Below are 23,690 nucleotides of genomic sequence, written 5' to 3'. Positions count from 1 at the left end.
TGTTTGTTCCGCGCTACTAGATTTCGCCGCCTGCGACTGCAATCGCCTGCCCGGTGATCGCACCAGCGCCTTCGCCGCACAACCAAAGCACTGCGTCAGCCACCTCTTGAGGCGTGATCAGCCGTCCCTGCGGATTGTGCTTCGCGAGCTCGGCGATCGCCTGCTCGCGGCTCCTGCCGGTCTTCTTCATGATGTTTTCAATGCTGCCGGCGACCAGATCGGTGTCGGTGAAGCCCGGACACACCGCATTCACAGTCACATTGCTTCCGGCCGTCTCGAGGGCAAGAGAGCGCACGAGACCGACGACGGCGTGCTTCGCCGCCGTATACGCGCTGACATAGGCGTAGCCCTTGAGCCCCGCCGTCGAGGCAATCGCGACGATGCGGCCATAGGGACGATCCTTCATGCCCGGCAGAACGCCCTGGATGGCATGGACAACGCCCATGAAATTGACGTCCATCATGCGCACAAACAGGGCAGCGTCCGATTTCGCGAACGGCGCGGATTCGGCGCTGCCCGCGTTGGCGATCAGGATGTCGATCGGCTTTCGCGCGCTCGCTTCAGCGATAGCGGCTTTCAGTGATAATTCGTTCGAGACGTCGGCGATCGCAGCAAAATGCGCGGCACCTGCGCTGACCGCCTCTTCTAGAACAGCGGCGTTCCGGCCGAGCACCGTCACGGTTGCGCCTGCCCCGACAAGAGAGGCTGCGATGGCGCGGCCGATGCCGCGACCGCCACCGGTCACGAGCGCGTGCGGCGAGTGCGGCAATCCGGACATGCGCTGGCTCCTTGGCTCTGCTGATCGTTCCTCGATATATTTTAACCTTCAAGTTTTTGCAACGAAGCTGCCGTAGCGCCGCGAACGCCTTAGCGCGAGAGACCGGCCCGAAAATTGCTTTAAGTATAAAATTATCGCTTCCCATCCCCTACAGGCCTGTTAGCATCGACCGGCCGAGCAAAAGGATGTCGCGTGTCGCAGCCTGCGCCAATGATAACAAAAGACGGCCGCTTCGCCTATGAAGCCGCGGGCGATCCGGACGCGACACCCCTGATCTTCCTGCATGGCATTGGCGGCGCGGCACGGGCCTGGCGGCAGCAGCTTGCGAGATTCAGCACTCAGTTCCGCGCGATTGCATGGGACATGCCGGGCTACGGCGGATCGGCGCCGCTCGCCAGCGTCAGCATCGCGGCCCTTGCCGATGCGCTCCAGCAATTCATTGAGCAGCTTGGTGCAACCAAGCCAATTCTGGTCGGCCATTCGATCGGTGGCATGATCGTCCAGAAATGGCTGGCGCAATCCCCGAAACTGGCGCGCGCGGTCGTCCTCGCGCAGACCAGCCCGGCCTTCGGCAAGGCCGATGGCGATTGGCAGAAATCGTTCATCGCGGCGCGGCTTGGGCCGCTCGATCGCGGCGAGACCATGAAGTCGCTGGCTCCTTCCCTGGTGAAGGAGCTTGTCGGCGACGATCCTGATCCGAAGGGAATGGAGCTTGCGCGCGAGTGCATGGCAAGCGTGCCCGAGGCGAGCTATCGCGCCATGATGCTGGCTTTGATGGGCTTCGATCAGCGCAGCACGCTCAAGGACATTTCCGTCCCGACGCTGTTGTTGTCCGGCTCCAAGGACAACAATGCGCTTGCCCCCATGATGGCAAAGACGGCAACATTCATTCCCACTGCCGAATATGTCGAGCTGGCCGGGGTCGGCCATCTCGCCAACCTTGAACGCCCTGACGCGTTCGACGAAGCCCTCGGCCGGTTCCTGAATTCCGTCGCGACCAAAACGTAGGGTGGCTGCGCAATGACCATGCAAGTCAGAAAGAACATCGGCGCAACCGACAAGGTCGCGCTGGATGCTCCGATCTTCGATCCCGTCGCATTCCGCCTGAACGACGAGCAGGCCGGCATCATCGCGCGCGCCCGCGAGATCGGCCAGAGCGTGTTCGCTGGTCGCGCGGCGACTTACGATCGCGAGGCGATCTTCCCGACAGAGAATTATCGCGACCTGCATCGCGTCGGCCTGCTCGGCATCGCGGTTCCCAAGAAGCATGGCGGGCTCGGCGCGTACTATCAAACTTACGCACTAGCGGCAGCGGAAATCGGCCGCTATTGCGGCGCGACCGCCCTCACCTGGAATATGCACGTCTGCTCGACCCTGTGGTCCGGTCCGCTCGCCGACGATCTCGACATGGACGCGGAGACCCGCGCCGAGCACGAGCGGCGGCGCGCGGTGCATTACAAGCGTATCGTCGAGGATGGCGCGATCTACTCGCAGCCCTTTTCCGAGGGCGGAGCGGCCGCGGCCGGCGGCGTCGCGTTCGGCACGGAAGCAAAGCCCGTAAAGGGCGGTTGGATCGTCAACGGCAAGAAGATCTTTGCATCGCTGTCCGGTCATGCCGACTATTACGGCGTGCTCTGCACCGAGATGGAGGAGGGCGAAAAAGCCTCGCGCCGCAACACCCTTTACCTCGCGATCTCCGCGAAATCGGACGGTGTCTCGGTGGTCGGCGACTGGGATCCGCTCGGCATGCGCGGCACAGTCTCTCGCACGCTGCTGTTCAAGGATGTGTTCGTCCCTGAGGATTCCGCGCTGATGCCGCGCGGCGTCTATTTCCAGGCGGCGATGCGCTGGCCTCACATGTTCCTGACGCTGTCGCCGACCTATATGGGCCTGGCGCAAGCCGCCTATGATTTCACCGTGCGCTATCTTCGCGGCGAGGTACCGGGCATGCCGCCGGTCAAGCGCCGGATGTACCCGACCAAGCAAATCGCGGTCGCGCAGATGCAGATCAAGCTCGAGCAGATCAAGGCGATCTGGTTCCAGGCCGTCACCGAGGCCCGCGCCAATCCAAGCAAGGAGCAGGTGCTGCGCGCCTATGCCGCGCAATATTCGGTGATGGAGGGCGCCAATGAGCTCGCCGCGCTCGCGATCCGCACCTGCGGCGGTCAGGCCATGCTCCGTTCACTGCCGCTGGAGCGCATCTATCGCGACAGCCGCTGCGGCTCGCTCATGCTGCCCTGGACCGCCGAGCTCTGCCTCGACCGGATCGGGCGCGAGGCGCTGTACGAGGCCGGTGAAACGGACGACTGACCGTGGACCTCTGTAGTCTGATCGATCGCAACGCGGCGTTCGCGCCAGACAAGACGGCGATCGCCTTCGAGGGTGAGCGGCTGAGCTACGCCGCACTCGCCGCGCGCATCGAACGGACCGCCACGGCGTTGAAGCAGGAGCTCGGCGTTGGCCGAGGCGACCGCGTCGCAATCCTGAGCCTGAACCGGCCGGACTATCTGGTTCTGCTCTACGCATGCGCGCGACTTGGTGCGATGCTGGTGCCGCTGAACTGGCGGCTGGCGGTTGCCGAGCAGCGCTTCATTCTCACCGATGCGGGCGCAAAGGTCCTGGTACTCGAGCAGGCATTTGCCGGAGTTCTCCCGGAGCTTGCGCCGGGGACGGCCGTCATCGGCCTCGATTTCGCGCCGTCGCGGGGCGTAACATTCGAAGACCTGCTGGGTCGCAGCGAAGGCAGCGGCCGCAATCCGCACACTGATCTCTCCTGCCCGCTGCTCGTCGTCTACACGTCTGGAACGACGGGACGGCCGAAGGGCGCTGTTCTGCGGCAAGAAGCCTTGTTCTGGAACGGCGTCATGAGCCAGCACATGCAGAACATGACGTCAGATGATCACGTGCTGACGGTACTGCCGTTCTTCCATGTCGGTGGCCTCAACATCCAAACCACGCCGGCGCTGCAGCTTGGTGCGACGGTCACGATCCACGCCCGCTTCACGCCAGATACTGCGCTCGCGGCCATTGAACGGGAAAGACCGACCCTGACAGTGATGGTGCCTGCAATCCTCCAGGCCGTGAGCGAGCATCCCGCCTGGACAACGACCGATCTCTCGTCGCTCAAGGCCGTCTCGACCGGCTCGACCATCGTGCCACCGCACCTGATCGATCGCTTCGTGGCGCGCGATGTTCCGGTGCTTCAGGTCTATGGTTCGACGGAAACCTGCCCCATCGCAATCTACACCCGGCTTGGCGGCGATCTTTCGCGCGCGGGATCGACCGGACTTGCCGGCCTGTGCTGCGAAGCGAAGGTGATCGATCAGGCCGGCAATGAGGTCCCTGCGGGTACGCCGGGCGAAATCGCCGTGCGAGGGCCCAACGTGTTCTTCGAATATTGGGGCAATGCGGATGCCACGCGCGATGCGCTGCACGACGGTTGGTATCGCACCGGCGATATCGGCCTGTGCGACGCCGACGGCTATTTCTGGGTCCGCGACCGCAAGAAGAATGTGATTATTTCCGGCGGCGAGAACGTCTATCCGGCCGAGATCGAGCGCGTCCTGCTCGAACATCCCGATGTCAGCGAATGCGCCGTGATCGGCCGGCCGGACCCGCGCTGGGACGAGGTGCCGATCGCCTATGTCATCGGGCGGTCCGGCTGCCGGCTCGAAGCGGAGGAGCTGAGAGCGCATCTTCAGACGCAGCTCGCCCGTTACAAGGTTCCGCGCGACATCGTCTTCGTCAACGACCTGCCGCGCACGGCGCTGGGCAAGGTCCAGCATTTCCTGCTGAAGCAGCTTGATGCGCAATCGCGCGCGCAAGGAGAAGCATCTTGAAGATTGCAGTTCTGGGTGGGGGAAACGGCTCTTTCGCGGCCGCGGGCGATTTTGCGCTGTCCGGGCATGAGGTCCAGCTCTGGCGCCGCGACGCTGATCAGGTGACGGCGCATCGCGCGGCCGGCTCGCGCATCCTGGTGAAGGATCATAATGGCCGGCACGATGTGAAGCTCGCGCTGGTGACGACCGACATCGCCGAAGCAATTGATGGCACCGAGCTGATTCTGTGCCCCGCCCCTGCCTTCGCGCAGCCGGACATTGCTCGTTTGCTCGCTCCGCATTTGCAGGACGGCCAGGTCGTGTTCCTGCCGCCCGCCACATTCGGCTCGATGATCTTCGCCCAAGCCGCGCGGGATGCCGGAAACCACGCCAAGGCGAGCTTTGCCGAGACCGGCACGCTGCCTTGGCTGACCCGCAAGCACGGGCCGTTCGAGGTCGCGATTACCATCCGCGCCAAGCGGTTGCCGGTTGGCGTGTTTCCGCTCGATCGGGCCGCGCATGCAATCGAAGTGATCGGACGCGCTTTCCCTGATGCGATCGAGCCCTGCGGCGATGCACTCTCCGGCGCGCTGATGAATGCTGGGCCCATTATTCACCCGCCGTTGATCGTGATGAACGCGGGCCCGATCGAGCATTTCGAACGATGGGACATCCACAAGGAAGGAACGCAGGCCGCGATCCGCCGGGTGACCGACGCGCTCGACGCAGAACGAATCGCGGTGCGCGAAGCGCTTGGCTATGGCGCACCGCATTTTCCGCTGGCCCACCACTACGCCAAAGAGGACGAGATCTGGATGTATGGCCGTGGCTCGCACGACCGGCTGACCGATTCCGGCGACTGGCGTGAGCGGATCGTGCTGACCGAGCACCGCTATATGCGTGAGGATCTGCGGCTTGGGCTGTCGCTGCTGGTCTCCGTTGCCGGCATCGCGGGTGTATCCACGCCGCTGGCCAGAGCATTCCTCTCCATCGGCGGCGCTGTGTGCGGTGAGGATTTTGCGCAAGGCGGCCGAACGCTCGAGACGCTCGGACTAGGTAATCTCGGCAAGGCCGAACTACAGACGATTCTCCGTACGGGGTTTTAACCGATGACCAGTCGCGCCAATATCGCCTGTCTGGGAGCCGGCCGCATGGGACGCGGCATCGCCGTCGCGTTCGCCTATGCGGGTCATGCGGTCACGATGATCGACATCAAGGCCCGTTCCGCGGAGGACTTCGCCAGGCTGGAGGCGGACTCGCTGGGCGAGGTCAGCAAGACCATTGCCAGCCTGTCGAAGCTCGGTCTGCTGACGGAGGCGGACGTTGCTCCGCTCATCGCACGGGTTTCGGTGGTGCCGGCCAGCCGAAGCAGCGCAGCGCTGGCCGAAGCCGGGATGGTCTTCGAGGGCGTTCCCGAGGTCGTCGAGCTCAAGCGCGAGGTGCTGGGGGCGGCCTCAAAGCAGGTCGGCCCGGATACGATCATCGCTTCGACCACGTCGACCATCCTCGTCGACGATCTCGCTGGGGCGATCGTGAACCCTCGGCGCTTCCTCAATGTGCACTGGCTCAATCCGGCCTATCTGATCCCGCTGGTCGAGGTTTCACCCGGCAAAGCCACCGATCCCGCCATCATCGATGAGGTCAAGGCGCTGCTCGAAGCCATCGGAAAGGTCCCCGTGGTGTGCGCGGCGACGCCCGGCTTCATCGTCCCGCGCATCCAGGCGTTGGCGATGAACGAGGCCGCACGCATGGTCGAGGAGGGCGTCGCCAGCGCCGAGGAGATCGACAAAGCGATCCGTTACGGCTTTGGCTTCCGCTATGCCGTGCTCGGACTGCTCGAGTTCATCGACTGGGGCGGCGGCGACATCTTGTACTACGCCAGCCGGTATCTCGAAGGCGCGCTCGGCAGCGATCGCTATCGCGCGCCGGACGTCATTTCCCGCAATATGCAAGAAGGCCGGATCGGCTTGCGAACGGGTGCCGGCTTCCTCGATTATTCAGGCATGGACGTCGATGCCTATCGCGTGAAGCGGCTTCAGGCCATGGTCGACCTGCTCCGGCATTTCGGCCTGGCGCGCCCACCGGTCCTCGACCGCAGCTAGCCGAAGACGTCCTGCAGCACGCCATCACGAACGACCGCGACCCCGTCGAGTTCGATCGTCGTTCCCATCATCGGCAAATCAAAGTGGCCCGCCGTGTACCGGCCGGCAAATTCGTTCGCGCCGGTCGAGAACAGGAAATTGCCGGAGACGGCACGAATTTCAGTGCCGTTGGTGTCGCGCTGGTCATACATCGAGAGGGCTTCGTAGCGGGCCCCCGGGTTCATGCCGAAACCGACATGCGAGACCGCATAGGCCTCGCGATCACCCCACGCTGCGAGATAGGCGCGCATCATCGCCGCATCCGTGCCCTCGCCCTCCAGCTCGACGACATAATCGTCCTTCAGCGTCATTTTCACCGGGGACGCCAGGTAGCGCTTGAAGGTCAGATTGATGTCACCGGGGGCCATCACCAACGTCCCGTTGATCGTTCCGCTCTTGGGAAAGCTAACCACAATGCCACCCGGCCAGTGCGCCAGCGTGCCGGGCTTGTCGGTCCAGCCCCACACGCCGACCGTGGACGCACCGACCATGTCAACGTCGAGCGCCGTGCCGGCTTTCGATGTCACGCGCATCCGCTTCGTCCCACGCAACAACTTTGCCGCCGCGCGAACACGCTTCTCGAGTGCGGGATCCGGCACCATCCGCTCCAGCGCTTCCGGGTGTTCGTTGGAGATCACCAATATCCGTGCACCGGCCTTGAGGATCTCCGGCGTCTCCACCGCGTGCATCAAGCCCTCGATGGTGCAATCCACCACAAAGCCGGCCTGCTGGAGTGCGGTGATGACCGGACCAAGCCGCTGGATTGCCTCGCTTGCCCCGGTCGAGCGAACCGGCACGATATTCCGATTACGCGGCGTCGGCATCACCACATGAAACGGCCGCGCGCCCATCCGCAGCAGGGCGAGCTCCGCCAAATGAACGTTCAGCGCACGCGATTGGGTTTCCGAGAGGATCGCCGCGGTATCGCCGGCCTTGACGGCGCAGCGCTCAAAGATCTCGCTAAACGCGTCGATCCATTTTGCCTCGATGCGATCCGCCAGCATGGTTCACTCCCGGTCTTCTGGTTTCTTCTGTTCAGTCAGATCACGCTTCGGGGAAGCCCCGCAAGAGATACGATCGCAGGGCGCCCAGCAAGCCGTTCAGGATCAACCCCAGCAGCGAAATCGTGATCAGCGGTACGAACATGTCGACGGCCTGAAAGGTTCGGGCCGCCGTCACCAGCACATGCCCCAACCCGTCCGTCGACGTAATCATCTCGGCCAGAAACACCACGATGCAGGAAATGACAAGGCCGATCCGGCAGCCAGTCAGGATCGACGGCATCGCCGCCGGCAAGACCACCTTGAACAAGATTTCATAGCGCGGCGTTCCCGCTGCCATCGCCGACCAGATCAGCTTCTGCTCGACGGCTGACGCGCCGTAATAGGTGGACAGCAAAATGGGAAAGAGTGCGTCCGCCGCCACCAGCGTGATCTTCGATCCGTGGCCGAAGCCGAGCAGAAGTAACAACGCCGGATAGAGTGCGACTTTAGGCAACGGTGCCAATACGCGCACGATTGGACGAACCACGGCATTGATCGCTGGATTGGCGGCCGCGGCGATGCCGATGCTTACACCGAGCACGACCGCAATCGCAAAGCCGGCAAACAGCCGGATCAGGGTCGCCGCGATCTCCTGCTGAAACGTCCACGTCACGAGTTGCTGGAGCAACCTGCTGAAGACGTATCCCGGCGGCGGCAGCAAGACCGCAGGCGCAAAGCCGAACGATACGAGGCCTTGCCACACCGCGATCACCAGCACAATTGGCGCGAGCCCGAGAACGACGTTTGCTGAGGGAAGACGCGATGTCATGAGAAGCTCAGCGGCATGTCGAACTGAGGCTCGGACCAGCGCACCAGCCGTGCGCGGACCCGCTCGAAAATCGCATCGAGGCAAATTCCCATCGCCCCCACGATGATGATCATCGCGAAGACGGTGTCGTATTGGCCCATGTCCAGCGCATTGAACAGAATGTTGCCGGCGCCGGACTGGCGGGCGATCATCTCGCTGGTGATCATCGTGATCAGCGCCAGCACGAGACCGGTGCGACATCCGGTCAGGATTTCCGGCAGCGCCGCCGGCAGCACGATCCGCACCAGCCGTTGCGGCGGCGAAAGTCCCATCGCGGCGCCCGACCACAGCATCTTCTCTTCGACGGCTTGGGCGCCCTCAAAGCTGTGATAGATCACTGGGAGGCTGACGCCGAGGAAGATCACGAGCGTCTTCGTGATGTCGCCGACGCCCAGCCAAAGCATGATGATCGGCATCAGCGCCGCTTTCGGCACCGGATAGATCACCATTAGAAGCGGGTTGAAGAAGGCCGCGACGGCGCGGCTACGCCCCATCAACAGACCCAGCGGGATCGAAACCAGCACGGCTACACCGAACCCGATCGCCATGCGGCGAAGCGAGGCCAGGATGTTGATCAAGGACTCCTTGTCGCCAAGGATGTCCGGGATCGCGCGGATCGCCTCGATCGCCGTCGGAAAGCTGTCGTTCTTCAGCGCCAGCGACGCGACCTGCCACACCGCCAGCAGCCCGATGCAAGCGAACACCGGGGCGGCACGTCTGGAGGCTGCAGCCAGCAATGTCATGACGGCGATCCGGTTTCGTCAACCTCGTCGAACATGCGCTCGATGTCGACGACGTATTTCTGGTAGCGCGGATCGAGCAACAGCTCGTTGCGGCGACGCGGCCGAGGCAGATTGATGTCGATCACCTGCCGAATGCGGCCGGGAGATTTCGACATCATCACGACCTTGTCCGACAGGAAGACGGCCTCGTCGACCGAATGGGTCACGAACAGCACCGTCTTGCGGTCACGCTCCCAGATGTTCAGGAGATCATTCTGGAGGCGTGTACGGGTGTGCGCGTCGAGCGCGCCGAACGGCTCGTCCATCAGCAGAACTTCAGGGTGGTAAGCCAATGTCCGGGCCAGCGCGACGCGCTGCTTCATGCCACCCGAGAGCTCCTTGGGATAAAAGTTCTCATAGCCTTTGAGGCCGACCATCTCGATCAAGGCCCGGCTCTGTGCTCCGGCCTCGGTGGCAGGCACACCTTGCTGGCGCGGGCCATACATCACATTGCCCAACACGGTCTTCCAGGGAAACAGAGCGAACTCCTGAAACACTGGTCCGCGATCCGGACCCGGCCCCGTGATCGTCTGTCCCTTCATCCTCGCCACGCCGCTGGTCGGGTTGACGAAGCCGCCGACGATATAAAGAAGTGTCGACTTGCCGCAGCCGGACGGACCAAGGATGGAGACGAAGGCTCCTTCCCCGATCGTCAGCGAGATGTCCGATAGCGCCAAATGATCCTTACGCGCCGAGGTCTGAAAAACCTGGGAGACGCGGTCGATCTCGATGATCGCAGAAGCCGGCCTTTGTGACGTCACCGGATTCACCCATTCGCTCGATCTCGAAGGCACTACCCTCATCCCGTCTCTCACTTGATTCACGCGCGAATGTCACGCAACCGATCCGCTGATGTCCTCCATCAGCAGCTCAAGCTTAGCAAGAAACTTGCCAGACAGGCGGTCATTCTCGCGCGGGAGCGGCGCATCATTCGAACCAAGGCCATTCTGCAGGGCCCTCATGTGTCACGGCTCCGCCCGGCGCCTGTCCGACCAGCCGCGCATACTTTGCGAGCGCACCTGCACGGTGACGGGGCGGCCTCGGCTTCCAATCGCGTCGGCGCGCCGTGAGTTCCTGCTCGTCGACCAGCATATCCATCCGCCGGTTTGCGGCATCGATCCGGATCCTGTCGCCGTCGCGAACAAGCGCCAACGGACCGCCGACAAACGCTTCGGGGGACACGTAGCCGATGCACATGCCGCGAGTAGCGCCGGAGAACCGTCCATCGGTGATCAGGGCCACTTTCTCGCCCATACCCTGACCGTAGATCAGCGCGGTAACGCCGAGCATCTCGCGCATGCCCGGGCCGCCGACTGGCCCTTCATTGCGGATCACCAGCACCTCGCCGGCCGTGTAGGCGCGGTCACGGACCGCTTTGACACATGCCTCCTCATCTTCGAAGACGCGCGCAACGCCCTCGAAGTGCTGACTCTTTAAACCTGCGACCTTGATCACCGCACCGTCTGGACAGAGATTGCCCTTCAGAACCGCCACGCCACCATCGGGCATGATCGGCGCACGAGACGCGTAAACGACTTCACCATCGGGAGCGTTGGCCGCGCCATATTCTTCGGCGAGCGTGCGCCCCGTGACGGACAAGCAGCTCCCATCGATGTGCCCGCTCTGGATCAACTCGCGGATCACGACGGCCGCGCCGCCGATGTCGTAGACATCCTTCGCAGTGTACTTGCCGCCCGGCCGCAAGTTTCCAATCAGCGGCGTCCTGGCAAAGACCTTGCCGACGTCATCAATCGTGAATGCGATCCCGGCCTCATTCGCGATCGCCGGCAGATGCAGCGCAGCGTTGGTCGAGCCGCCCGTGGCGGCAACAATCGCCGCACCGTTCTCGAGGGATTTCCGAGTCACGAGGTCGCGCGGCAGCGGGCCGCCACGTTCCAGCATCTCCATCACCAGCCGCCCGGCGCGGCGCGAGATCTGTGCACGTTCGGCATAGACACCGGGCACCATCGAGACGTTGGGAATGGTCAGCCCCATCGCCTCCGACACCATCCCCATCGTGTTCGCGGTAAACTGGCCGGCGCACGCGCCAATGGTTGGCAGGCAGGCGCGCTCGATCCGTTCGAGCGTGGCGCCGTCGATCTCTCCGGTCATGAAGCTGCCGACAGCTTCATAGGAGTCGAGCACCGTGAGAGTCCGCCCGTCCAACCGGCCCGGCAGCGAGCTGCCGCCGTAGATGAAAATGGACGGTACGTTGCAACGAACCATACCCATCATCACGCCGGGAAGTGTCTTGTCGCATCCGCCGTACCCGATCAGCGCGTCATAGGCGAGACCATGAACGACGGCTTCGATCGAATCGGCAATCAGCTCGCGCGAAAAGAGAGAAAACTTCATTCCCTCGTGATTCATGCTGATGCCGTCGGAGACCGATACGGTGGAGAATTCGCGCGGCGTGCCGCCAGCCTCCTCGATTCCCGTCTTTGCCGCGGCCACTTGGAAGTCGTGGGTCATATTGCAGGGCGTCTGCTCGCCCTTCATGCTGACGACGCCCACCATCGGCTTGGCGATCGCGGCGTCGTCGAGCCCCATTGCGCGCATGAAAGCGCGGTGCGGGGCCCGGTCGAGGCCGTCAGTCGTGACCCGTGATCGCAACTTTTTCATGCGCGCATCTTTTTCAAGCAACGTCCGGGACGATCCGGAACGCCGCGCCCCCTTGTTGGGACAATTCGCCCGTCGCCTATTCCAGCGGCGCGACGATCGTCGCGTGCTTGAACTGCGCGGCATCCAGCTTCGGCAGCATTCCGGTCTCCGCGTAGATGTCCAGCATCTTCTGGATCGCGGGGAAGTTCGGCGCCGCACCCGGATCGCGGCCGAAATCGTTGTCCTTGAGCAGATAGGTCTCGAGCACCGGAATAGGCGCCTTGAGAACCTCATTGACGACCTTTAGCGTCTCTTCGCGGTTGGCCAGTGCTTTCTTCATACCTGAGGTAATGTCACGCACGTAGGCCTTCACCAAGTCGGGGTTCTTGTCGACGAAATCCGCGCGGCAGGCTTCCAGGATGTGTACGATGTTCGGCATTGCCTGCGACAATGAGAACAGCTTTCTTGTGCCACCCTTCGCCTCCGCACGTGCGGCAAAGGGCTGGTTCATGTTGACTGCGTCGACGCGGCCCTGACGCAGAGCATCTTCGGAGACGGCAAATCCGACCTCGACCAGCTTGATGTCCTTCGCCGGATCGACGCCATTCTGCTTGAGCAACAGGTTGAAGGGGCCTTGCGTGCCGCCGCCGATCACGGAAATGCCGACCGTCTTGCCTTTGAGATCGGCGATCGTCTTGATCGGCGAGTCATCCATGACCGCCCAATAGACCGAGAAACCGCCGGGCTTCTCGAAGACGTGCTGCGCCACGATGTAGGCCTTGAGATTGCCGCCAACTACACCGTTGGCGAGCGACAGCGGCGCTTGCGTCGCGCAGTCCAGCGCGCCGGCCGCCAATGCCTGCGTCATCGGCGCGGTGCCCTGAAATTGGGTCCATTCGATGTTGTAGGCCTTGCCGATATTGGGAAACTCAGCTGGCCTGCGCATCATCCAGTACTTGGATTCCTCGGCCGGGATGGTCCAGCCGACGCGAATGGTCTGCTGTGCCCATGACGGGGCTGCCCCCGCGCTCGCAGCCGCGGCCGCTCCCAAAGCCAGGATCCACTTCGAAACGGTTCGCATCGTGCCCACTCCGCTGCTCCGGCGCCGACCGGCGCCGCCCAACCCGACACTCAAATGTTTCATGGTTCAAACAATCAGGCAAGCCATGCGAGCCGAACGGTTTCACTGTCCGACCTGCAATGTATGGTAAGGCGGCGTTTGCGCTGCGACAGAAGGAGGCAACCTATGGCTGATGCGAGCAAGACAAGCCCGCAGGGCGTCGAGAGGCTGGGCTATCTCGGCCTTGGACTGATGGGAACGCCGATGACCCGGCGCCTGCTCGAAGCCGGCCATCAGGTCGCTGTCTGGAATCGTTCGGAGGGCAAGGTCGCTCCGCTCGTCGCGGCCGGCGCCAGGCGCGCAACCACGCCCCGCGACATGTTGGCGAACGCGGATATCGTCTTCATGTGCGTGACCGATGCCGCCGCCGTCGAAGAGGTGATTTTCGGGCCCGACGGTCTTGCAGCGGCTTCCGGCGCAGGCAAGCTCGTCGTCGACTTCTCGTCGATCCATCCCGACGCCGCGCGCGATCTTGCAGCGCGGCTGAAAGACGCGAATGGCGCGGGCTGGATAGATGCGCCGGTGTCCGGCGGCACCAAGGGCGCAGAGGAAGGCACGCTCGCCATCATGGCCGGCGGAGAAGCTGCCGACATCGAGCGGGCACGGCCCTATGTGCTGCACATGGCACGCAGGTTCACCCACATGGGCCCGATCGGGGCTGGCCAAACCACAAAACTCTGCAACCAGGTGATCGTCGGATGCGCGATGGCCGTTCTGGCGGAAGCCACGCGCCTTGCCTCGAATGCAGGGATTGACGCAGGCCGGCTGCCCGAGGCGCTCGCCGGCGGCTTTGCGGATTCCATCCCGCTTCAGCTCTTCGTGCCGCGCATGGTCCAGGGCATCCACTCGCCGCCGCTTGGCCATATCGCGACAATGCTCAAGGATCTCGACACGGTCGCCGATGTCGCCCGGGCGACGTCAACGCCGGTGCCGATGGCGACCCTCGCGGGACAGATATTCAGGCTGGCCAAGGCTGCACGCGGCGCCGACGCGGACGCTTTGGAAATCTACAAACTCTCGGCCACAGACCGCTGAGCCGACGAGCGTCCTTGAATCGCCTTATGGCGACTTCTTGCGTTCATCATCAGCCAGGAACCGGCCATACCCCCCGCGCGCAAACAGCAGGGGCTCCTTGGCACTGTAGGCATAGGCCTCGACCGCGCCGAGAAAGATCACGTGGTCACCGCCATAATAGCGATTGACCGATCGGCATTGAAAGTTGGCGACACTCTCGGCAAGGACCGGCGCGTTCCCGAGGCCCGGGGTCCAGTCGACCCCGGCGAACTTGTCTTCGGACGATTTTGCAAATTTGTTCGCAAGCGTTTGCTGCGACGTGCCGAGTATGTGAACGGCGAAATGGCTGGCGTTCTGAAACACGGGGAGGCTTGAGGAATAGAATCCGAGGCTCCAGAGGACCAGAGGGGGATTTAGGGAGACTGACGCGAACGAATTGCAGGTGATGCCATAGGGCTTTCCATCAGCGGCCATGGCCGTGATGATCGTTACGCCCGTTCCGTATGTGCCAAGCGCGTTGCGAAAATCGCGAGGATCGATCGGCGAACTGTCGCTGGCGAGTTCATTGGCTGGATCGGAAATGGCCGGCTGCTTCGGCAGATCATTCATCGGCCGGCCTCACAGCGTGAGATTCTCGGACGGCAGGCCCAGAGCCACCCGTCCGTAATTGGTTCCGGCCGCATCGAAGTTGAACGCAAGATGCGAGTTGATCGCGTGCGCATCGCGGAACTGCCGCTGCAACACGCCCGTCGTGAACAGACCGCGCGCTCCGCTCGCCGCAAACAGCATCGAGACCGCGTCGGTGCATAGATTCACCGAAAATGCGCCATCGCGACGATATCTGGTCTTGATCGCCATATCAGGAATACGGCCGCGCCTTGCATCTTCCATTGCATTGACGCAGGCCGAACGCATGATCAGGCGCGCAGCGTCGATCTTGGCCGAAGCCTCCGCGATCTTGATCTGAGTGCTTTGAAAGTCGCTGAGCTTGGCGCGGTTGTAGGTTGAAATGCGATGACGTGCGACCTCCGCATAATCGTCGAGGCATACTTGAGCGTTCCCCAGCGCGACGCCGGAGAGGACGTAAGGAAATAGCGAGAACACAGGTAGCGCATACAGCGGATTGGGATTGACCGTGCTTCCCGGCGTCGGGCCACCGGCAAGATCGCCAACCGCTACCGTCATATAGTCGGCCACGAAAACGTCCCTGACTTCGACATCGCAGGAGCCGGTACCGCGCAGTCCCGTGACATTCCAGGTGTCGAGCACCTTGTAGTCGACTTTCGGCAGCAGGAAGATTCGGTACTCGATCCCGTCTGCTTCGTCGTCGGAATAGACAACGCTTGCAAGCATGTTCCATTCGCAGGAGGCAACGCCCGAGGAGAACGGCCAGCTCCCGTGCAACCTGTAACCGCCCTCGACCCTCGTGGCGCGACCGGCTGGAAAAATGAACGAGGACGCAATCAGCGCGTCGGGATCACGGCCCCAGACCAGATCCTGCGCCTTCTGCTCGAACATGCCGAGCATCCAGTGATGGCTCGCCAGGTTAGCGAGATTCCACGCCACTGACGCATCCGCCATTCCCAGCAGTTCGGCGCAGTCGACAAGGGCGACATAGTCAAGCTCGGCACCGCCGATGCGCTTCGGCTGCAGCATGCGGAACAGGCCAGCGTCGTGGAGATCCTTCTCGGTTTCCGTCGGAAGATGCCGCAGCTCCTCCGTGCGGGCAGCCCGCTCTCGCAGCCGCGGCACGAGCGCCCGGGTCCTCGCGATCATTGCCGCATAGGCGCGTTCGCCGGCTTCCTGCCCCGTCGGCTGGCCCATGCTCGGCCCTTGACCAGGCGCCATTCGTGTCCCTCGCTTTCACATAGTTATGCGGCGGGAACTTCGCCAAATCAAGCTGGGCAGGGTTAACGTTGCGTGGTCGCCCTGCATCCCGGCTGTCCGCAGGAATGCGATGTCACGTACACCGTCTTCTCAAAGCAGCTTTCCGCGAACTTTGCGGTGCCTGGCTCCGCGGACCTGACCGCTCAGGCTTGGCCTGAGGTCGATGGCTTGTCTGATCCAAAGACGCCCTTCTGAGTGAACTCCGAAATCCGGCGCTCGTCGTAACCGAGCGTATCACGCAGGACGTCTTCGGTATGCTCGCCTAACAGGGGCGCAGCGACGGGATCAATCGCTCCCGTCAGGCTCATATTGATCGGAGGTTCGATATTGGGGACCCACTCTGCAGTACGGTGCGGAATCCTGTTCAGGCGATGGCGCTCGCGGGCCTCGGGCGCATTGAACCCCTCCTCGACCGTTCGGAGATAGCCGACCGGGATATTGGCCAGCTTCATCTTCGCTATCCAGTTCTCGAGGGTATCGCTCGCAAAGACCTCTGCGATGGCTGCCCGCAGGAGCTCCTTGTTCTCAGAGCGCGCTTTGCGCGACGCGAACTGCGGATCAGTGATCAAATCGGGCCGGTTCAGCACCTCGACCACCAGCCGGCGATAGAGCCGGTCGTTGGCGCAGGCCATGTAAAGCGGCCCATCGGAAGCTTCATAGACACCAACAGTGGGGGACCCGTTCGGCGAATTGCCGAACCGGCCAGGGTTTTCGCCGTTGATCAGATAGGCCATGCCGTAGAAGCCGGTCATGCCCATGGCGACGTCGAACAGGGCGACCTCGACATGCTGCCCACGGCCGAGCCGATCGCGCGCCAACAGCGCCAGCAGGATGGCGTTGCAGGCGGACATCCCCGTCGCCATGTCCACGATCGGCGGGCCGGTACGAACCGCAGGCCCATCGGCGAACCCATTGAGGGACATGAAGCCGCTTTCCGCCTGCGTGATGGGATCGAAGCCGGGCCGCGCGGCAAATGGTCCTGAGCGTCCGTAAGCCGAGATCGAGCAATAGACCAGCCGCGGGTTGAGCGGCGCGACCGCCTCGTAGTCGAGGCCGAACTTCTTCATGACCCCGCTCGAAAAATTCTCCACGACTACATCCGCCTTCCGGATCAGGTCCAGTGCGATCTCGCGAGCCTGCGGCATGGTCAGGTCGAGCGCGATGCCGCGCTTGTTGCGGTTCAGGCTCAGATAGGCGGCGCTTTCTCCGCCGATTTCGGCGTGTTCGTAGGCCCGCGTATCGTCGCCACCATCCGGATTCTCGATCTTGATGACGCGTGCACCGAAATCGGCAAGCGTCTGCGTGCAGGCCGGCCCCGCCACGACCCGCGTAAAATCGACGACCAACAGACCGTCGAGCGCGGTAGGCGCGCCCGTCGCCCGCGACGAACGTTCCGGTAATTGAGGCTTGGTGGGCATCGACGGCGCTCCCTTACATCGGCTTATGGTTGCCGAATTTCCTGCAAGAGCAAACTTAAAGCCCGGCACCACCAACTTCGCAAGTGCTTCACCCGCATCGCTTCAATACGCAAAAAGGGCCCGTCAGCCATCAAGCCGCCGGGCCCCCGAACATCTTGGGAGTGCGAGCCACACTGTGTCTCGCATTGGCCATCCTACGCCGAGAAAAGTACGTTCCGCATTACGGGAAACCCTGCTCAGCGAAGCCACTTCCGCCAATAGAGCGTGTGCGCCGAGGCCTCGGGCACCTCTGGCTCGAAGAGCCGATAGCCCGCCTGGATGAAGTTGTCCGTCGTATTCAAGACAATGACATCCCTTTCGATACGCAGCCCCCTGAAGTCCCCGCTCCCAATGCCGTCGCAGCACGCCGACCCTCGAGAAGTAGCGCCGTTTCGAATGTGCGTCGACGGTATGACGCCGGCAAATGCGACCGCCTCATCGCCATGTTAGGCAAGCCACCACGCTCCCAACTCGAATTGCGGCATGGCCGCCGTGTCGAAGAACGTCGACCGATGCAGATCAGCCAACGTCTCGACGAGGTCGTCATCGGATGCATCAACGATGCGAATTTTGTACGGCCCGTTTGCGGGAAATAGCGTGCGTGCAAGTGCAGCGATGTCGGCACCGTGGGAGCTCACTTGCCCAGCACGACCCTAACGCCTAGCAAAACGGCCCCCATCAGTCCGGTCGCGATCACCGTGATAACGGCCTTGAAGGTGTAGCTCTGCGCCTGCTCCACGCTCTTTCGCCACCTCCGCACGTGTTGGAGATCAGCCCTTAGCTCCTTCCGGTCGTCATGTTCGATTCCGAAGGAAGTTAGCACCGATGCGACGGCCTTCAGTACGAAGGCATCGATGCTCTCCTGTTGCACCCTGTGTTGCTCGGCCAGTGTCTCAGCCACGATCGCCCTGATTTCATCATCTGGTTGATGATCCTTGCAACGTTCTCGAAACCACGCTTGGCGAAGTAGAAGGATACAATCAGTCTCGGTCAGCATCCGCGCCTTAGACGTCTTCCGTCGCGCGGGCGGGCGGGCCGGCTCGCTCGCGAACTCCCTTTCGATCTCATCGCTCAAGAAAACGTCTCCCACAACACGATTGCAACCAAGCCCGCGAGTGCGAGCGATATCAGTTAGGCGGTCATCGTCTCTCCACGAAAAAGAAAAAAGTGGCAGATCGCGTGACCAAGCGCGATCGTTTCGGGCGCGAACCCTATGTCCGTGAGCCCCGAGACCGCAGCGGCGCGAGCAACGGACCCGGCGCCGCGCCGGTCGGCGTTCCTTGAACGTGGTCTAGCGAGTGCGTGGCCGGATGCGCGGCCACCGTCCGATCTCAAAATCGAGACGAAAAACCCGCGGCGGGTGCTTCCAGCGCGGGTGACCAAACTCGTCTCGATGATGTCATTGGCCAGTGTTTCGACATGTCAAACATCCCTCGTTCGACCACACCGTGCCGGAACTAACCCGAAGAGCGTCGCGTTCATTCCTTTAGTCAAAGGAACGTGCATGCGATGAGCCACACTGTACTGGTTGTTGACGACGATCCCGGCGTCCTCGACGTCATCGTGGGCATGTTGGAAGATCTCGGCTGCGAGGTGACAAGCGCCGAAAGCGGCCCGGATGCGCTCGATCAGCTCGGGCAGAACGAGAACATCTCCATCCTTATCACGGACATCAATATGCCGGGCATGGATGGTCACGAACTGGCCGAACTGGCGAAGCGGCTACGCCCGGGATTGAAAATCCTGCAATTATCGGGGCGCGAGCCGCGGCGCGGAGGCCTGCCAATGATCCGGAAGCCGTTTTCGTTCGAGGAGCTCGCCGACACCATGCGGCGAACCACCGGCGTTTGCTGAACGCAGAGCCCAAAAGAAAACCCGCGGCGGGGGCTCCCGCGCGGGTCGAACCAAACTCATGTTGATGATGCCATTCTGCCGGTGTTTTGCCCGACGTGTCAACGCGGCGAACGCGGAAGAAGGAGCCCTCCCTCCCACTTTGATATGTGGTGCGCAAGAGACTTGCTTCAAGCCCCCCGCCCTGCCGTAGAACCCCCGACCCAATGAACATCCAAAGCAGGGGGTCCACATGCCTGTATTGCTTCCGTCGTCCCGGCCGCGCGGCCGTTCCGAGCGGGCCGGCGCCAGCCGCGCGAGTCACCATGCCGTGGTGATCGCCGGCGGCGGCCCGACCGGTTTGATGCTGGCCGCCGAGCTGGCGCTCGCCGAGGTCGACGTCGCCGTGGTCGAGCGGCGCCCGGATCAGGAGCTCGTCGGTACGCGGGCCGGCGGATTGCACGCGCGTACCATCGAGATCCTCGATCAGCGCGGCGTCGCGGAGCGCTTCCTGCGCGAGGGGCAAGTCACCCAGCTCGCAGGCTTCGCCTGGACCAGGCTCGACATCGGCGATCTCCCCACCCGGCACGCTTATGGCCTCGCGCTGCGGCAGAGCCACATCGAGCGCATCATGGCCGACTGGGTCGAGGAGCTCGCGGTGCCGATCTATCGAAACTCCGAGGTGACGGGCTTCGTTCAGGACGCGACCGGCATCGACGTTGCGCTCTCCGGCGGCAAGACATTGCGCGCAAACTATCTCGTCGGCTGCGACGGCGGTCGCAGCCTGGTGCGCAAGCGGGCCGGCATCGATTTCGCCGGCTTCGATCCAACGCTCAGCAATCTCATGGCCGAAGTCGAGATGCGGGACGAGCCGGTATGGGGCCTCCGCCACGACGCCATCGGCTTTCATGGCCTCAGCAAAGCGGAGAGCGGTCGCGTGCTGGTCGTCGTGACGGAAGCGACGCTCGACCGCACCGGCGAACCCGGACTGCGCGATCTCAGCGATGCGCTCGTCGCAGTATTCGGCACCGACTTCGGGGTCCAAAACCCCGCCTGGATCTCCCGCTTCACCGATGCGGCGCGGCAGGCCGTGTCCTATCGCCGGGAGCGCGTGCTGCTCGCCGGCGATGCCGCGCATATCCATCACTCCGTCGGCGGGCAAGGCCTCAACACCGGCGTGCAGGACGCGGTCAATCTCGGCTGGAAGCTGGCGCAGGTGGTCAGGGGCATTGCGCCCGACGGCCTGCTCGACACCTACCACGCCGAACGTCATCCTGTAGCCGCGCGCGTCTTGCGTAACACGATGGCGCAAATCGCCATGCTCCGCCGCGGCGAGGCCGGCCTCAGGGCCGCGCGCGATGTGGTGTCCGACCTGCTCGCCATGGAGGAACCGCGCAAACGTTTTGGCGCGATGATGAGCGGGCTCGATATCCGCTATGATCTCGGCGAGGGACACGAACTGCTCGGGCGCCGGATGCCCGATCTCGACCTGATCGTCGACGGCTATCCACAGAGATTGTTCACGCTGCTGCACGGAGCGCAGGCGCTGCTGATCAATTTCGGCAAGTCCGGCGGCTTCGACATAGTATCCAGGGCTGATCGCATCAGAGTCATCAACGCCAGCCACGACGGCGCGTGGGAGCTCCCCGCCATCGGGCAGGTCGCCGCGCCCGAAGCGGTGCTGGTTCGGCCGGACGGGCACGTGGCGTGGGTCGGAGATGAAAGCCAGCGAGGACTTGAGGACGCGCTGATCATCTGGTTTGGATCGGCTGCCGCGGCGTAGCGCATGAGCGCCTCACCTAGAAACAAAAAGAGCCCGCGGCATTCCGCAGGCTTGATCGTAAGCGTCGTTCCGCTCCCACCTTTTCGGGGCAGATGGGATAGGCGAGTTTCACGATCTCTTTGAAGGGATCGGTTTGTGTCTATGTTTGACCATACGCTTAAGTCGGATGTAACGGCGCGCCGGTTGGAAGTGATCACGGAGACGGGACGACGTCGTTGGTTCTCCAAGGACGACAAGGCCCGGATTGTCGAGGAGACGCTGGTACCAGGCGCGGTCGTTTCCGAGATTGCCCGGCGACACGGGCTGACCCCACAACAAGTGTTCACTTGGCGCCGGCAAGCGCGCCGGCAGCCGGCGCCGATGGCTAACGATCCGCAGTTTGTACCTGCGGTGGTAGACGCCATGGCGCCGGTCGCGGTTGCGGGCCGTGAGCGCAAGACAGCGCGACGGAAGGCCAAGCCGGATGTTGGGGGCATCGAGATCGAAGCCGAAGGCGTCACTATCCGGGTCGGCCAAGGCGCGGACGTGGCGATGATTGCGGCCATCGTCCATGCGTTGAAGGCAAGCCGGTGATCGGCCCGTCCGGCACTGTCCGGGTGATGGTGGCAACCAAGCCAGTCGACTTCCGCAAGGGAATGGAAGGGCTTGCTATGTTGGTACGCGAGCACATGAAGGCCGATCCGTTCTCGGGTGCTGTTTATGTCTTCCGTGCCAAGCGCGCGGACCGGATCAAGCTGATCTTCTGGGATGGTACGGGTTTGTGCCTGTTCGCCAAGCGGCTCGAGGAAGGCGTCTTCCGCTGGCCGAAGATCGAGGATGGCGTGATGCGTTTGTCAGCGGCAGAATTGTCGGCGCTGCTCGAAGGGCTCGATTGGCGGCGTGTCCACGCGGCACGGGAGACGGTCGTCCCGACGCAAGCCGGATAATTGTGGGCCGCGCTGCGGCGAAGTGAATCAGAGGCATCGAGTACGTCGTCAGGCGGGCGCGAATATGCTCTGATTTGCCCGTGAGCGATAACCTTCCTGATGATCCCGAGACGCTGAAGGCGATGCTGCTTGCCGAGCGGCACGAGAGCGAGCGGCTGCGCCAGATCATCAAGGAATTGCAGCGTCATCGCTTTGGCCGGAGGGCGGAGTCGCTTCCTGAGGAACAGATGCTGCTGGGCCTCGAGGACGTCGAGCAGGTCGCGGCCTCTGCCGAGGCCGGTCAGGACGAGACCGCCCCGGAAGGTCGGGCGGAACGGGCGCGCAAGCGCCGCGTCAACCGCGGGGCACTGCCGGCGCATCTGCCGCGGATCGAGGTCGTCGTCGACATCGACGACAAGACCTGCCCCTGCTGCCAGGGCGAACTGCATCGGATCGGTGAAGACAAGAGCGAGCGGCTGGACATGGTGCCGGCGCAGTTCCGCGTTGTCGTTACCCGGCGTCCCAAATACGCCTGTCGTGCCTGCGAGGATGGTGTCGTGCAGGCCGAGGCTCCGGCCCGGCTGATCGAGGGCGGCCTGCCGACCGAGGCCACGGTCGCCCAGGTTCTGGTGTCCAAATATGCCGATCATCTGCCGCTCTACCGGCAGGCCCAGATCTATGCCCGCCAGGGCATCGCTCTCGATCGATCGACGCTGGCGGACTGGGTTGGGCATGCCGCCTTCCACCTGCGCTCGCTGCATGAGCGCCTTCTCACGATGCTTCGAGCGAGGTCCAAGCTGTTCGCCGACGAGACGACGGTGCCGGTGCTCGATCCCGGTCGAGGGCGCACCAAGACCGGCCAGCTCTGGGCCTATGCCGCCGACGACAGGCCCTGGGGCGGCCTCGATCCGCCCGGCATCGCCTATGTCTATGCACCCGACCGCAAGGCCGAGCGGTTGTTCAGCCATCTTGCCGGCTACAAGGGCGTCCTGCAGGTCGATGGCTACACCGCCTATCCAAAGCTTGCCGAGCGCGGCGAGGTCGAGCTCGCCTTCTGCTGGGTGCACATGCGGCGCAACTTCTACGAACTCGCGACGGCGGGCCCCGCGCCGATCGCAAGCGAGGCGCTGAAGCACATTGCCGCATTCTACGCGATCGAGAAGGAGATCCGCGGCCGCAGCCCGGAGGAGCGCCGTCTCGTGCGTCAGCAGAAAAGCCGACCGCTGGCCGATGCCTTCGAGGCTTGGCTACGCGCCAAGCTGGCTCTCATCAGCCAGAAGATCAAGCTCGCCGCCGCCATCCGCTACGCTCTCTCGCGCTGGCAGGGGCTGACGCGCTTCATCGATGACGGTCGCATCGAGCTCGACAACAATACGGTCGAACGATCGATCCGCGGCATCAAGCTCAGTCGCAAGAACGCGCTGTTTGCCGGATCCGACGGTGGTGCCGAACACTGGGCGGTCGTCGCGTCCCTGGTCGAGACCTGCAAGCTCAACGACGTCGATCCGCTTGCCTATCTCACCGACGTCCTGACCAGGATCGTCAGTGGTCATCCGAACCGCGACATCGACCAGCTATTGCCTTGGGCCTACCGCACTCAGTTCCTCAAAGCCGTGGCCTGATAACGACGCTTACGCTTGATCTACATCAAGTTTTTGGAACCCGTGGTTGATGCGGCTTCTACCAGTTGGTGCTCATGTATTCTGCTGCGAACGCAGCCAAA

At 63.1% G+C, this 23,690-nt stretch carries 22 protein-coding genes; 11 read left to right on the top strand and 11 right to left on the bottom strand.

Annotation, left to right across the window (positions count from 1 at the left end):
- Nucleotides 1–16: 16 nt before the first annotated feature.
- Nucleotides 17–778 carry an SDR family NAD(P)-dependent oxidoreductase gene (locus tag AB7531_RS13450; RefSeq protein WP_063982085.1) on the bottom strand — a complete coding sequence of 254 codons (762 nt, stop codon included), beginning with the start codon at nt 776–778 and terminating at the stop codon, nt 17–19.
- Between the two features lie 210 nt (nt 779–988).
- On the opposite strand from AB7531_RS13450, the gene AB7531_RS13445 reads away from it, so the two are divergent.
- Genes AB7531_RS13445 through AB7531_RS13425 form a run of 5 tightly spaced genes read left to right on the top strand, consistent with a single transcriptional unit; the run spans nt 989 to nt 6,698 of the window.
- Nucleotides 989–1,786, top strand: coding sequence for an alpha/beta fold hydrolase (locus AB7531_RS13445; RefSeq protein ID WP_063982084.1), 798 nt, complete (start codon nt 989–991; stop codon nt 1,784–1,786).
- 12 nt (nt 1,787–1,798) lie between these two features.
- Nucleotides 1,799–3,088, top strand: a complete 1,290-nt coding sequence (locus tag AB7531_RS13440) for an acyl-CoA dehydrogenase family protein (RefSeq protein ID WP_063982083.1) — start codon at nt 1,799–1,801, stop codon at nt 3,086–3,088.
- Nucleotides 3,089–3,090: 2 nt separating this feature from the next.
- The gene (locus AB7531_RS13435) at nt 3,091–4,617 is read left to right on the top strand and encodes a class I adenylate-forming enzyme family protein (RefSeq protein WP_063982082.1); all 1,527 of its coding nucleotides are present in this window, start codon (nt 3,091–3,093) and stop codon (nt 4,615–4,617) included.
- Nucleotides 4,614–5,702, top strand: coding sequence for an NAD/NADP-dependent octopine/nopaline dehydrogenase family protein (locus tag AB7531_RS13430; RefSeq protein ID WP_063982081.1), 1,089 nt, complete (start codon nt 4,614–4,616; stop codon nt 5,700–5,702). The genes AB7531_RS13435 and AB7531_RS13430 overlap by 4 nt, the downstream gene beginning before the upstream one ends.
- Nucleotides 5,703–5,705: 3 nt before the next feature.
- Nucleotides 5,706–6,698: a 3-hydroxybutyryl-CoA dehydrogenase gene (locus AB7531_RS13425; RefSeq protein WP_063982080.1), complete on the top strand. Its 993-nt coding sequence runs from the start codon at nt 5,706–5,708 to the stop codon at nt 6,696–6,698.
- Here the strand turns inward: AB7531_RS13425 and AB7531_RS13420 are convergent.
- The 6 genes from AB7531_RS13420 to AB7531_RS13395 form a co-directional block, all read right to left on the bottom strand.
- Entirely contained in the window at nt 6,695–7,741 is a 1,047-nt protein-coding gene (locus tag AB7531_RS13420) for a hypothetical protein (RefSeq protein ID WP_063982079.1), read from the bottom strand. The two genes, AB7531_RS13425 and AB7531_RS13420, sit on opposite strands and share 4 nt — an antisense overlap.
- Nucleotides 7,742–7,781: 40 nt before the next feature.
- On the bottom strand, nt 7,782–8,549 hold the full coding sequence (locus tag AB7531_RS13415; RefSeq protein WP_063982078.1) for an ABC transporter permease: 768 nt from the start codon (nt 8,547–8,549) through the stop codon (nt 7,782–7,784).
- Nucleotides 8,546–9,331 (bottom strand): ABC transporter permease, encoded by a 786-nt coding sequence (locus tag AB7531_RS13410; protein WP_063982077.1) that lies wholly within the window; start codon nt 9,329–9,331, stop codon nt 8,546–8,548. The genes AB7531_RS13415 and AB7531_RS13410 overlap by 4 nt, the downstream gene beginning before the upstream one ends.
- On the bottom strand, nt 9,328–10,173 hold the full coding sequence (locus AB7531_RS13405; RefSeq protein ID WP_063982076.1) for an ABC transporter ATP-binding protein: 846 nt from the start codon (nt 10,171–10,173) through the stop codon (nt 9,328–9,330). Before AB7531_RS13405 ends, AB7531_RS13410 begins: the two co-directional genes overlap by 4 nt.
- A gap of 124 nt (nt 10,174–10,297) precedes the next feature.
- Nucleotides 10,298–11,992, bottom strand: a complete 1,695-nt coding sequence (ilvD, locus tag AB7531_RS13400; RefSeq protein ID WP_063982075.1) for a dihydroxy-acid dehydratase — start codon at nt 11,990–11,992, stop codon at nt 10,298–10,300.
- A gap of 76 nt (nt 11,993–12,068) precedes the next feature.
- On the bottom strand, nt 12,069–13,052 hold the full coding sequence (locus tag AB7531_RS13395; protein WP_063986219.1) for an ABC transporter substrate-binding protein: 984 nt from the start codon (nt 13,050–13,052) through the stop codon (nt 12,069–12,071).
- A 165-nt stretch (nt 13,053–13,217) separates the two neighbouring features.
- Here AB7531_RS13395 and AB7531_RS13390 point away from each other — a divergent pair, with 165 nt between their 5' ends.
- A complete protein-coding gene (locus tag AB7531_RS13390) occupies nt 13,218–14,126 on the top strand; it encodes an NAD(P)-dependent oxidoreductase (protein ID WP_063982074.1) in 909 nt (302 codons plus the stop codon).
- Nucleotides 14,127–14,150: 24 nt separating this feature from the next.
- Here the strand turns inward: AB7531_RS13390 and AB7531_RS13385 are convergent, their stop codons facing one another.
- From AB7531_RS13385 to AB7531_RS13370, 4 genes are all read right to left on the bottom strand, one after another.
- Nucleotides 14,151–14,714 carry a flavin reductase family protein gene (locus AB7531_RS13385; RefSeq protein WP_014493742.1) on the bottom strand — a complete coding sequence of 188 codons (564 nt, stop codon included), beginning with the start codon at nt 14,712–14,714 and terminating at the stop codon, nt 14,151–14,153.
- A gap of 9 nt (nt 14,715–14,723) precedes the next feature.
- Complete coding sequence (locus AB7531_RS13380; RefSeq protein WP_063982072.1) at nt 14,724–15,953, bottom strand: acyl-CoA dehydrogenase family protein; 1,230 nt, start codon at nt 15,951–15,953, stop codon at nt 14,724–14,726.
- A 182-nt stretch (nt 15,954–16,135) separates the two neighbouring features.
- Nucleotides 16,136–17,410, bottom strand: coding sequence for a CaiB/BaiF CoA transferase family protein (locus tag AB7531_RS13375; protein WP_063982071.1), 1,275 nt, complete (start codon nt 17,408–17,410; stop codon nt 16,136–16,138).
- A gap of 673 nt (nt 17,411–18,083) precedes the next feature.
- Entirely contained in the window at nt 18,084–18,425 is a 342-nt protein-coding gene (locus AB7531_RS13370) for a hypothetical protein (RefSeq protein WP_063986218.1), read from the bottom strand.
- A 533-nt stretch (nt 18,426–18,958) separates the two neighbouring features.
- On the opposite strand from AB7531_RS13370, the gene AB7531_RS13365 reads away from it, so the two are divergent.
- From AB7531_RS13365 to tnpC, 5 genes are all read left to right on the top strand, one after another.
- Nucleotides 18,959–19,303 carry a response regulator gene (locus AB7531_RS13365; RefSeq protein WP_063982070.1) on the top strand — a complete coding sequence of 115 codons (345 nt, stop codon included), beginning with the start codon at nt 18,959–18,961 and terminating at the stop codon, nt 19,301–19,303.
- A 229-nt stretch (nt 19,304–19,532) separates the two neighbouring features.
- Nucleotides 19,533–21,062 carry an FAD-dependent monooxygenase gene (locus tag AB7531_RS13360; RefSeq protein WP_441279968.1) on the top strand — a complete coding sequence of 510 codons (1,530 nt, stop codon included), beginning with the start codon at nt 19,533–19,535 and terminating at the stop codon, nt 21,060–21,062.
- Between the two features lie 141 nt (nt 21,063–21,203).
- The gene (gene tnpA / locus AB7531_RS13355) at nt 21,204–21,635 is read left to right on the top strand and encodes an IS66-like element accessory protein TnpA (RefSeq protein WP_063980519.1); all 432 of its coding nucleotides are present in this window, start codon (nt 21,204–21,206) and stop codon (nt 21,633–21,635) included.
- Nucleotides 21,632–21,988 (top strand): IS66 family insertion sequence element accessory protein TnpB, encoded by a 357-nt coding sequence (tnpB, locus tag AB7531_RS13350; RefSeq protein ID WP_063980520.1) that lies wholly within the window; start codon nt 21,632–21,634, stop codon nt 21,986–21,988. Before tnpA ends, tnpB begins: the two co-directional genes overlap by 4 nt.
- A 122-nt stretch (nt 21,989–22,110) precedes the next feature.
- Nucleotides 22,111–23,589 carry an IS66 family transposase gene (gene tnpC, locus AB7531_RS13345; protein WP_063986009.1) on the top strand — a complete coding sequence of 493 codons (1,479 nt, stop codon included), beginning with the start codon at nt 22,111–22,113 and terminating at the stop codon, nt 23,587–23,589.
- Nucleotides 23,590–23,690 lie beyond the last annotated feature (101 nt).

It is taken from the genome of Bradyrhizobium sp. 63_E2_N1_3 (assembly GCF_052076005.1).
GTDB lineage: Bacteria > Pseudomonadota > Alphaproteobacteria > Rhizobiales > Xanthobacteraceae > Bradyrhizobium > Bradyrhizobium barranii.
This window is presented reverse-complemented; position numbering and strand designations above follow the sequence as displayed.

Bases quoted from the DNA above. Each gene is read 5' to 3' on its own strand.
- AB7531_RS13450 (WP_063982085.1), bottom strand. From the start codon at position 778: ATGTCCGGATTGCCGCACTCGCCGCACGCGCTCGTGACCGGTGGCGGT.
- AB7531_RS13445 (WP_063982084.1), top strand. From the start codon at position 989: ATGATAACAAAAGACGGCCGCTTCGCCTATGAAGCCGCGGGCGATCCG.
- AB7531_RS13440 (WP_063982083.1), top strand. From the start codon at position 1,799: ATGACCATGCAAGTCAGAAAGAACATCGGCGCAACCGACAAGGTCGCG.
- AB7531_RS13425 (WP_063982080.1), top strand. From the start codon at position 5,706: ATGACCAGTCGCGCCAATATCGCCTGTCTGGGAGCCGGCCGCATGGGA.
- AB7531_RS13420 (WP_063982079.1), bottom strand. From the start codon at position 7,741: ATGCTGGCGGATCGCATCGAGGCAAAATGGATCGACGCGTTTAGCGAG.
- AB7531_RS13415 (WP_063982078.1), bottom strand. From the start codon at position 8,549: ATGACATCGCGTCTTCCCTCAGCAAACGTCGTTCTCGGGCTCGCGCCA.
- AB7531_RS13410 (WP_063982077.1), bottom strand. From the start codon at position 9,331: ATGACATTGCTGGCTGCAGCCTCCAGACGTGCCGCCCCGGTGTTCGCT.
- AB7531_RS13405 (WP_063982076.1), bottom strand. From the start codon at position 10,173: ATGAGGGTAGTGCCTTCGAGATCGAGCGAATGGGTGAATCCGGTGACG.
- ilvD (WP_063982075.1), bottom strand. From the start codon at position 11,992: ATGAAAAAGTTGCGATCACGGGTCACGACTGACGGCCTCGACCGGGCC.
- AB7531_RS13395 (WP_063986219.1), bottom strand. From the start codon at position 13,052: ATGCGAACCGTTTCGAAGTGGATCCTGGCTTTGGGAGCGGCCGCGGCT.
- AB7531_RS13390 (WP_063982074.1), top strand. From the start codon at position 13,218: ATGGCTGATGCGAGCAAGACAAGCCCGCAGGGCGTCGAGAGGCTGGGC.
- AB7531_RS13385 (WP_014493742.1), bottom strand. From the start codon at position 14,714: ATGAATGATCTGCCGAAGCAGCCGGCCATTTCCGATCCAGCCAATGAA.
- AB7531_RS13380 (WP_063982072.1), bottom strand. From the start codon at position 15,953: ATGGCGCCTGGTCAAGGGCCGAGCATGGGCCAGCCGACGGGGCAGGAA.
- AB7531_RS13375 (WP_063982071.1), bottom strand. From the start codon at position 17,410: ATGCCCACCAAGCCTCAATTACCGGAACGTTCGTCGCGGGCGACGGGC.
- AB7531_RS13365 (WP_063982070.1), top strand. From the start codon at position 18,959: ATGAGCCACACTGTACTGGTTGTTGACGACGATCCCGGCGTCCTCGAC.
- AB7531_RS13360 (WP_441279968.1), top strand. From the start codon at position 19,533: ATGCCTGTATTGCTTCCGTCGTCCCGGCCGCGCGGCCGTTCCGAGCGG.
- tnpA (WP_063980519.1), top strand. From the start codon at position 21,204: ATGTTTGACCATACGCTTAAGTCGGATGTAACGGCGCGCCGGTTGGAA.
- tnpC (WP_063986009.1), top strand. From the start codon at position 22,111: ATGCTGCTTGCCGAGCGGCACGAGAGCGAGCGGCTGCGCCAGATCATC.